The organism is Paenarthrobacter sp. NPDC089675 (assembly GCF_044749185.1).
In the GTDB taxonomy this organism is placed as follows: domain Bacteria; phylum Actinomycetota; class Actinomycetes; order Actinomycetales; family Micrococcaceae; genus Arthrobacter.
The window spans coordinates 172,245-181,456 of record NZ_JBIVHM010000009.1; the positions used below are offsets into that span (position 1 = coordinate 172,245).

Sequence of the window (9,212 nt, forward strand, 5' to 3'; positions counted from 1 at the left end):
CAGTTGGGTGACCACTTACGAAAGGCTTCACATGACCGCAACACCAACCCTGCCGCCGTCGGGCCTTGCCGTCCTCAGCCTGCCCATGGGCGATCCCCGCGTCCGTCCGCTCCTGGACGAACTCGCCGTCGAATATGACACGCGGTACGGGGACCTGTTCAGCAGCGAGGGCGCCTCGGAGGAACTGAACCGTTACCCGGCCGAGGAGTTCGCGGCGCCGCACGGCGCACTGATCATCATCCAGGAGAACGGCGAATCCATCGCCGGAGGCGCTTTCCGCCGCTACGACGACCACACCGCAGAGCTCAAGCGCATCTGGACCCACTCCGCGCACCGCCGGCGTGGACTTGCCCGCCGTGTTCTCGCCGAATTGGAAGAAGAAGCCCTCCGCCGCGGCTACACCAAGCTCTACCTGACCACGGGTCCGCGCCAGCCCGAGGCCAAGAACCTATATCTTGCTACCGGCTACACAGCGCTCTTCGACCTGGCCGCCGACCCCGAGGTCATCAAGCATTTGGCCTTCAGCAAGGATCTTGTGCCGCACAGCTAAGCTATGCGCATGGCCAAGAAAACCACTGCTGAAAAAGTCGCCACCATCCAGCAGGGGTACACCCTGCAAGGTGCCACCATTGAACTTGGAGCCGCGATTGTGGACGGCGAAGTCCACAAGGAGGCGCAGGTCCGCCTTCCGCTTGCCATGATGAACCGCCACGGCCTGGTGGCCGGCGCAACAGGCACGGGCAAGACCGTGACGCTGCACATGATTGCCGAACAGCTTTCGACGGCGGGCGTTCCGGTTTTCCTCGCGGACATCAAGGGTGATCTTTCGGGTTTGGCGACGCCGGCCACTGGCAGTGAGAAGCTGACAGCACGTACTTCTGCGCTCGGCCAGGACTGGCAGGCCAAGAACTTCCCGGTGGAGTTCCTCTCGCTGGGCGGTGATGGCAACGGGATTCCTGTCCGGGCCACCATTACCTCGTTCGGGCCCATCCTGCTCTCGCGCATCATGGACCTCAACGACACCCAGGAATCCAGCCTCCAGCTGATCTTCCACTTCGCGGACCAGAAGAATCTTGAACTGATCGACCTCAAGGACCTGCGCGCCGTCATCCAGTTCCTCACCTCGGACGAGGGCAAGGCCGAGCTTGCAGAGCTGGGCGGCCTGTCCAAGGCCACAGCCGGCGTGATCCTCCGCGAACTGGTTGCCCTGGAAGCCCAGGGCATGGAGAAGTTCTTTGGGGAACCCGAGTTCGATACCGCCGAACTCCTTCGCGCAGCCCCTGACGGCCGCGGCGTGGTGAGCTGCCTTGAACTGCCTACCCTGCAGACCAAGCCGCTCCTCTTCTCCACGTTCCTCATGTGGCTCCTCGCCGACCTGTTCGAGGACCTCCCCGAGGCGGGCGACCTGGACAAGCCCAAGCTGGTGTTCTTCCTGGATGAGGCACACCTTCTCTTCAACGGCGCCTCCAAAGCCTTCCTCGAAGCCATCACCACCACAGTCCGGCTTATCCGGTCCAAGGGCGTCGGTATTTTCTTTGTTACACAGACGCCCAAGGACGTGCCGGCGGATGTCCTTGGCCAGCTCGCCAACCGTGTGCAGCATGCGCTTCGCGCCTTCACGCCGGAGGACGCCAAGGCCCTGAAGGCCACCGTTTCCACGTTCCCCGTGAGCGACTACGACCTCGAAGAAACCCTTACCTCTGCCGGGATCGGCGAGGCAGTCATCACCGTGATGAATGAGAAGGGGGCGCCCACCCCCGTGGCGTTGACCCGGCTCCGCGCACCCGAGTCCGTTATGGGACCCAGCACCGACGAGCTCATCCGCGGAACGGTAGCCGCGTCGTCGCTGCTGGCCAAGTACGGTACGGCGGTAGATAACGTCTCGGCCTATGAGAAGCTGAGCGGTGCGGAACCCGTACCCACCGGCTCCGCCGCTCCCGGTGAGCCGCCCGCTCCGGCTTCTGCATCATCCGGTGGCTCGCAGGCCGACATCGATGCCGAAGCCCGCCGCATCGAGGAGGAAATCCTCGGCCGCCCCAGCTCGCGGCCAGCGCCCACACCTCAGTCCTACCCGGCACCGCCCGCTCCCACGCCCGCCCCTTCACAAGACCCTGGCGTCTTCGGCGACATCGCGGGCGCCCTGGGTGGTGCCTTGGGTGGAGGCCTCAAGAGCATGGTCCGTTCCATGGGAACCCAGCTCGGCCGGGACCTGATCCGCGGCGTGTTCGGCACGTCTTCAAGGCGCAGGCGCTAACACTGCCGGTCCGCTGGCGTCCGACGCCGGGTGGCCCGTTCCGCTGTGGCGCGGGCCGCCGTCGGGGTTCTTTGGCCCTTTTTACTAAGTCACCTTACGGTCTCGCTGCACAGGTATTGGTGCCATGGCAGGTAACGTAAAGGGCGTGCAGTTGAGTCAAGCATTGGTCAAGGCCGCAGCCGGATGGCTGCTCGGCCTGATGCTCGCTGCCGCCGGCGCGATCGTCTGCATCAACCTTGTCAGCCAATCAGTCGCCAGTCCGCAACAGCCCGTCAGGGAGTACCTCGAAGCCCTGCAGAAGGGCGACGGCGCACAGGCATTGGGCCTGCTGCGGGCCAAAGTCCCCACCGCCAACGCCGCCATGCTCGACGGTACCGCGCTGCAAACGGCCGCCTCCAAGCTCACGGACATCAAAATCGGCAATGCGGAACCCCGCAGCAGCAGCCGCATGGCCGTGCCTGTCGACTACACCTTGGACGGAAGCCGGCTCCACACCGAATTCCTCATGGAACGCACCGGAACCCAGTGGCTGTTCTTCGGCAAATGGGCATTCGTCCCCACAACGCTGCCCACCATCGAAGTCACGGTGGTCAACGCAAGCGAAGCCGCGCTCAATGGCGTACCCGTCAACATGCCCAACGGCCACAACAGTTTCGCCGTGTTCTATCCGGGCAAGTACGAGGCCAGCCTCAACGGCGCCTTCTTTGAAGCACCGGCAGCCTCGGCCCTTGTTTCAAACCGCGACGGCGGCCAGGCTCCCCTTAACCTGCAGACCCGCTCCACCCGGGCAATGAACGAGGCCGTGGCAGGCAAGGTCCGCGAATTCCTGGACAACTGCGCCGCCGAGGCCACCAAGCAACAACGGCTCCAACCGGACTGCCCTTTCTACCACGCCAGCAACGCCCGGGTGGTGGACGGCAGCATCAAGTGGGAAATCACGGAATACCCGAAGATCACTATTGAACCCTTCGGCGGTAAGTGGGTGGTTGCCCCGCTCAACGGCAAGGCCCGGCTCACCGCACGCGAGATCAACCTGTTCACAGGGTACGTCAACGACCTCAACGTGGAGCACGATTTCAGCTTCACCACCCAGCTCGATACGGACGGCACCTCAGTGACCGTCACGCCGTTGCTCTCGTTCTAACGGCGGCGTTCCAAGGGCCGGGTTACAAGGGCCTGGTTCCAAGGGCCGCGCTCCATGGGCCGGGTGTCTCCCGGGGAGATGTTTGCCGACCGAGTCCTTCCCATCGTCTGTCCCGACTTGTCTGCCCAAATGAAACAGCCCGGTGCGGCTCCTCATGGGGAACGACACCGGGCTGTTTTCGAAGCTATCGGCCTGGCTTAGTCCATGCCACGCAGGTCGAGGACGAGCTCCGACTCACCATCCGCCTGCAGTACCACCGGGATCCCCCAGTCCTGCTGGTACAAGTGGCATGCTGCGTGGTCCGGGATTTCTCCATCTTCCGTCTCCGGGCCATCGCAGGCGGCAGCCCGGGCCGTAATGTGCAGGATGCCCTCGGCGATGTCTTTGGACAGCTCCAGGGTGCGCAGCAGACCCACCGACGTTCCGCCACCGGACACAAGCAACTCCGGCGGGGTGGACGAGATCTTCAGCTGGGTCGGATCTCCCCAGCGATCGTCGAGCTTCTGCCCGGTCGGTGCCTTGAAGCGAACTGCCAGTTCCAGCGAACCCGGGGCCACTGGGCTCTTGGGGCGGTGGGTTTGGGAAGCGCCCTCATCCACCTGCTGGGCTTCCTTCGGAATTGGAACGAGCACCAGCTGGTGCTTGTTCGATTCCACCACCACAAGCAGTGGTTCTGCGCCCTCGTGATTAACCACCACGACGTCACTCGGCTCGGAAAGGCCGCGCGCCAGGGTGGAAACGGTGTTGCTCGCGGGATCGTACCGGCGAACCGCGCCGTTGTACGTGTCCGCAATGGCAACTGAACCATCCGGTAGAACAGTGACACCCAAGGGGTGTTGGAGGCGCGCCTCGCTTGCCTCCCCGTCCCTGAAGCCGAAGTCGAAGAGCCCCTTGCCTACTGCCGTCTCCACGGTCACACCGGAATCGCCGACAACCAGCCGACGCAAGGCCGAGGTCTCCGAGTCGGCCACCCAGATGTTGTCCTCGGCATCTATGGCCAGGCCTGAGGACTGGGCAAACCAAGCCTGCTCTGCAACACCGTCAAGAAGCCCCTCAAGGCCCGAACCAGCCAGGATGGACACGGTTCCGGAGCTCGGATCAAACGCGAAGATCTGGTGGGTGCCTGCCATGGCGATCACTACCCGCTGCAGCTTGGCGCTCCACACAACATCCCAGGGTGAAGACAACGAGACGCCCGCGCCCCGCCCCAGGACCCCGACATCGATGGCGTCGGCAGCAAAGTCGGCCGGCCCGCCGTCGTGATGTTCAGACCAATTACCTGCACCCTTCTCCGTGACCCTGGCGGGTCCGGCGTCGAGCAAACGCTGTATGCCATTGCCTGCGACAGTGGTCACCTCGCCCGAAACGAGGTTGACGCCGCGAAGGCGGTGGTTCACGGTGTCTGCAACAACGGCGTCATAGCCCAGCCTGGAAGCGAGATCAACAGGGAGCAGAGCCACGCCTTGGGGCTCATTGAACTGCGCGGTTTCGGCAGCCCCGTCGCCATAGCCCTTGATGCCGGAGCCGATGACGCGCTCCACGGTTTCAAAGTCCGGCCGCAGCTCCACGAGGCGGTGATGGCCGGAGTCCACAACGAGGTAGTTGCCGTTGGCCAGCTGGGTGGCTTTACCGGGGAAACGCAGAGTCCCCGATGTGGGCTCAGGGGCTACGTACGGACCGTTGCCGCGGTGCAGAGTGCCCTTCGCCTCATGCTCGGCAACCAGTTCCTCCAGAAGTACGCCGAGACCGCCCGCATGGCCCTCGCCGGAAAGATGGGCAACGATGTAGCCCTCGGGGTCCACCACAACCAGCGTGGGCCATGCACGGGCCGTGTACGCCTTCCAGGTGGCGAGTTCCGGATCGTCCAGCACCGGGTGGTGGATCTCGTAGCGCTCCACGGCAGCAGCCAAGGCAACGGGATCAGCCTCGTGCTCGAACTTCGGCGAGTGCACACCCACGGTTACCAGGACGTCTGAGTACTTTTCCTCGAGGGGACGGAGTTCGTCGAGAACGTGCAGGCAGTTGATGCAGCAGAACGTCCAGAAGTCCAACAGGACGATCTTGCCGCGGAGCGACTCCAGGTCCAGGGACTTACCGCCCGTATTGAGCCAGCCGCGGCCCTCCAGTTCGGAGGCCCGGACCCGCAATTGGGTGCGTACGGTTTCGCTCATCAGCGTCCTTCCAGCTTGGTATTTCGTTCAGTGTGCCCGGATTGCTCCGCGGAATTTTCCGGAGTCCGACCGGCCAGCTTGGCATCCCGGGCGGCCAAACGGGCAAACATATCGTTGTAAGCACTGAGGTCGGCGTCGTTATTCCTGTCCGCCGCGCGGTCAACCCGCCTGGTCTCGCGTTCATCGGACTTGGACCACATGACGGCCACGCCGATTGCCACCAGCAGTGTCGGTACCTCGCCGATGCCCCAGGCCACGGCACCGCCGAGTTGCTGGTCCGCAAGGGCGGACGGCCCCCATGTACGGCCAAGGTTGCCGAAGTAGTCCGCAGCCAGCAGCCCCGTGCCGCCCATGATCGCCACACCGAAGAACGCGTGGAACCCCATCGTGGCCAGTAGCAGCAGCAGTCGCATTGGATAGGGGGCCCTCCGCGGCAGAGGATCGCTGCCAATCATGCTCAGCACGAAGATGTAGCCCGTCAGGAGGAAATGAAGGTTCATCAGTTCATGGCCTACGTGCTCGCGCATGGCCAGGCCGAACAGGTCAGAGTAGTAGAACAGAACGATCGAGCCGGCGAAGTTCGCGGCGGCGAACAGCGGATGCGTTACTACCTGGGAGAACCTCGAATGGACGAACAGCAACAGCCATTCGCGTAGTCCCCTGGAGCCGTTGGTTCCTTCGCCGCGGGCCGGGAGGGCCCTCAACGCCAAAGTCACGGGAGCACCCAGAACCAGGAAGATCGGCGCAACCATGGTCAGCGCCATGTGGTCCACCATGTGTGCGGAGAACAACACCCGCCCATACACAGCCGGCGGCCCGGAAGTGATGTACGTCAGGACAACCAGACCCACAAGCCATGTGATGGTGCGCAACAGGGGCCACTTGTCCCCACGCTTGCGCACCTTTAGCACGCCGAGGATGTAGGAGACTGCACCGAACAGTGCCACCCCCACCCAGAGCCAGTCGAAGCGCCACTCCGTCAACCAGCGCTCAGGGGTCAGCTCAGGCGGTACCTCGTACCCGGACAGGATGAACGCGGGCGAAGCATCGGGAGCGTACGTGGTTGGTTGAGGGGGAGCCGAGCGCCCAAGCGCCACGGCAAGACCCGACGTCGCACCCATCACCAGAAGCTCAACAAGGATGAGTTGCCAAAGCACGCGCCGGGCAGACATGGACCCCTTCTTGCCCAGCTGGGGAATGACCCACTGCCGGTGCATGAAACCGATGCCTCCAAGCACCAGGGTCGCCAAGGCCTTGGCAAGAATCAGCTGCCCGTAGGACGAGCCGAACAGGTCGTGGGGATTGGTCACGCGGATGGCTGCATTGATGACGCCTGAGGCGAAGACCAGGACGAAAGCAAACCCGGCCAACGAGGAGAATCGTCGAAGGGTGGGCTCGGTGATGTCGCCGGAACCGGAGCCGGCAGCGCCCGACCCGGCGCCCAGGGAACTCGCTCCGCGGGACCCTGCGCCTCTGGAAACCGCACTTCGGGACCCTGCGCCTCTAGGTCCGGACAGCAGGCCCGACAGGACCGCGAGCATGATGATCCCGCCAACCCAGGTGGAAACGCCCACCAAGTGCATGCCAAGGGAGTTGATTGCACCCTCATGGTCGCTGGAACTGGAAGAGTGGCCGATCAGTGCGGTGGGTACCAGGCCGATCAGCGCCAAAAGCAGCGTGAACGCCAGACCGGTTAGGGAACGCACACCAAAAAGCGCAGTGGTGACCACCGCCGCGATGATCGTGACCGCTAGCCAGGCCTTGCCTGTTTCGATGTCGGTCATGAAGTAGACAAGCGAACGGGTGAATTCTGCGTCACCGGACAACCCTTGTCCTGCAACGTCCGCATAGGTGAAGACAAGAACTGCAACAGCCGAAAGGGTCCACACAGCACCCGCGGCGGCGGCCACGGCCAGCGCGCGCGTAAATGCCGGATGCTCGGGAACATCAGCGTCATCCTGCTCCCGCGACCGGGATGACCTGATGTGCTTGGGAAGGATCCCTACAGCGAACACCAGCCCGCCGATGACCGCAGCCACCGAGACGTTATGGATGGCCTTCGCGAAAGGAAGACCCCAGCGGACCAACGCACCAGGGTCCGATACCTGCCGGGCAGCGGCGGCACCCGAAAAGACCAGTGCCCCTGCCAGTACCAGGAACAACACTGCAAGGCCCGCCAGTTGCCAAGGCAGTGAAATTCCCATGCCGGCGGCGCCTCCCCTGGTTCCCGGCTTGGGAACTGGCGAAGGGGCGGGGGCGGAGCTTCTGGCTAATGGCACCTATCCATTGTCCGTTACCATCGCCCGGGCTGCGAATCGGGAAGCCACTGGGGAGGAGAAGTGCTCCGCACAACGAAGAAGGGGTGGCAACCATGGTTGCCACCCCTTCCAGGCTTTCGCCGAAGTGTAATTACTTCTTCTTGGCGACAGCAGCCTTCAGCTTGGAACCAGCGGTCAGCTTAACGCTGTGGCCGGCTGCGATCTGGATGGTCTCGCCGGTCTGCGGGTTGCGGCCGGTGCGTGCTGCACGATCGGTACGCTCAACTGCGAGCCAGCCCGGAATGGTGATCTTCTCGCCAGCGGCAACAGAAGTCTCGAAAACTTCGAACAGTGCATCGAGCACGGAGTTGACAGCTGCCTGGCTGGTGCCGGCCTTGCCTGCTACCTCTGCAACGAGTTCACTACGGTTCTTAGCCATTTACGTCCTCCTGGACTAATACGTTTTTGAGCCTGCAAGCGGAACGCGAGCAAGCCACTGAACCAGAACTTACCAGCTTGCACAGGCATGGCCAGCAGATTCCGCGTGTTTCCGCGCTTTTTTGACCAAAATCACCGGATTTCCGGGGTTTTTGGAGTTGGAAGGCGGTTGTGTCGTACCCTACGGCTGCGAAGGACTGGCGCAAGGCACCACGGCTCAGAACAGTATGCGCTGGTACAGGACATGATCCTGCCACTGGCCGGCGATCTTCAGATAGGCCCGGGCCAGCCCGATCTCCTCGAAGCCGGCCCTTTTCAGGACCGACCGGGAGGCGCCATTGTGGCCGAGCGCTGCGGCTTGGACACGGTGCAGGCCAAGACCGACCGTGGCAAACTCCAGAACAGCTTCCAACGCCGCCCCGGCCACGCCCTGGCCCGTCATGTCACGATCCACCCAATAACCCACATGAGCGCTGAGGAAAGGACCACGGACAATTCCGGTCAAAGTGATAGTGCCGATGACCATATCCCCATCAAGAATGACCCACGGCACTTCCGTGCCGGCGTCCAACTGCGCGAGCTTGGCCTGGATTGAATTCTCCTGGCCCCGGACAGTGAAGAAAGAGTGATCGCGGAGAGGTTCCCAGGGCGCGAGGTGAAGGGCGTTACGGGAGTACGCAGCCGCCAACGCGGCAGCGTCAGATAGCGCGAGCGGACGCATGGATGGCTTCGATGGTCCTGACGGCCAGGAGGGAATGAGCAGGGCTCTGGACTGTTCCACCCTGAGACTCTACCCGGTGGTTAAAGGGGGAAAGCCCTGACCGTCGTGGTCGGGGCTTTCCCTTTAATTTGTGTCCGGCGGTGTCCTACTCTCCCACACCCTCCCGGGTGCAGTACCATCGGCGCTGTGGGTCTTAGCTTCCGGGTTCGGAATGGGACCGGGCGTT

The 9,212-nt window shown here is 63.3% G+C and carries 7 protein-coding genes and 1 rRNA gene; 3 read left to right on the forward strand and 5 right to left on the reverse strand.

The genetic code is table 11. The annotated features are described in order from the left end of the window. Window positions 1–31 precede the first annotated feature (31 nt). From ACIPY2_RS18235 to ACIPY2_RS18245, 3 genes are all read left to right on the forward strand, one after another. Window positions 32–550 (forward strand): GNAT family N-acetyltransferase, encoded by a 519-nt coding sequence (locus tag ACIPY2_RS18235; protein WP_400267808.1) that lies wholly within the window; start codon window positions 32–34, stop codon window positions 548–550. 9 nt (window positions 551–559) lie between these two features. After that, window positions 560–2,254, forward strand: a complete 1,695-nt coding sequence (locus ACIPY2_RS18240) for a helicase HerA-like domain-containing protein (protein ID WP_400267809.1) — start codon at window positions 560–562, stop codon at window positions 2,252–2,254. Between the two features lie 124 nt (window positions 2,255–2,378). Next, window positions 2,379–3,398: a hypothetical protein gene (locus ACIPY2_RS18245; RefSeq protein ID WP_400267810.1), complete on the forward strand. Its 1,020-nt coding sequence runs from the start codon at window positions 2,379–2,381 to the stop codon at window positions 3,396–3,398. Between the two features lie 197 nt (window positions 3,399–3,595). On the opposite strand, the gene ACIPY2_RS18250 is transcribed toward ACIPY2_RS18245, so the two are convergent. The 5 genes from ACIPY2_RS18250 to rrf form a co-directional block, all read right to left on the reverse strand. Next, window positions 3,596–5,569, reverse strand: a complete 1,974-nt coding sequence (locus tag ACIPY2_RS18250) for an NHL domain-containing thioredoxin family protein (RefSeq protein WP_400267811.1) — start codon at window positions 5,567–5,569, stop codon at window positions 3,596–3,598. After that, the gene (locus tag ACIPY2_RS18255; protein WP_400267812.1) at window positions 5,569–7,773 is read right to left on the reverse strand and encodes a cytochrome c oxidase assembly protein; all 2,205 of its coding nucleotides are present in this window, start codon (window positions 7,771–7,773) and stop codon (window positions 5,569–5,571) included. The genes ACIPY2_RS18250 and ACIPY2_RS18255 overlap by 1 nt, the downstream gene beginning before the upstream one ends. 205 nt (window positions 7,774–7,978) lie before the next feature. Further along, window positions 7,979–8,266 (reverse strand): HU family DNA-binding protein, encoded by a 288-nt coding sequence (locus ACIPY2_RS18260; RefSeq protein ID WP_011776355.1) that lies wholly within the window; start codon window positions 8,264–8,266, stop codon window positions 7,979–7,981. Window positions 8,267–8,482: 216 nt separating this feature from the next. After that, window positions 8,483–9,046 carry a GNAT family N-acetyltransferase gene (locus tag ACIPY2_RS18265; RefSeq protein ID WP_400267813.1) on the reverse strand — a complete coding sequence of 188 codons (564 nt, stop codon included), beginning with the start codon at window positions 9,044–9,046 and terminating at the stop codon, window positions 8,483–8,485. Between the two features lie 72 nt (window positions 9,047–9,118). Next, window positions 9,119–9,212, reverse strand: a 5S ribosomal RNA gene (rrf, locus tag ACIPY2_RS18270); the annotation flags it as partial.

Coding starts and splice junctions, on each gene's coding strand:
- ACIPY2_RS18235 (WP_400267808.1), top strand. CDS start 32: ATGACCGCAACACCAACCCTGCCGCCGTCGGGCCTTGCCGTCCTCAGC.
- ACIPY2_RS18240 (WP_400267809.1), top strand. CDS start 560: ATGGCCAAGAAAACCACTGCTGAAAAAGTCGCCACCATCCAGCAGGGG.
- ACIPY2_RS18245 (WP_400267810.1), top strand. CDS start 2,379: ATGGCAGGTAACGTAAAGGGCGTGCAGTTGAGTCAAGCATTGGTCAAG.
- ACIPY2_RS18250 (WP_400267811.1), bottom strand. CDS start 5,569: ATGAGCGAAACCGTACGCACCCAATTGCGGGTCCGGGCCTCCGAACTG.
- ACIPY2_RS18255 (WP_400267812.1), bottom strand. CDS start 7,773: ATGGGAATTTCACTGCCTTGGCAACTGGCGGGCCTTGCAGTGTTGTTC.
- ACIPY2_RS18260 (WP_011776355.1), bottom strand. CDS start 8,266: ATGGCTAAGAACCGTAGTGAACTCGTTGCAGAGGTAGCAGGCAAGGCC.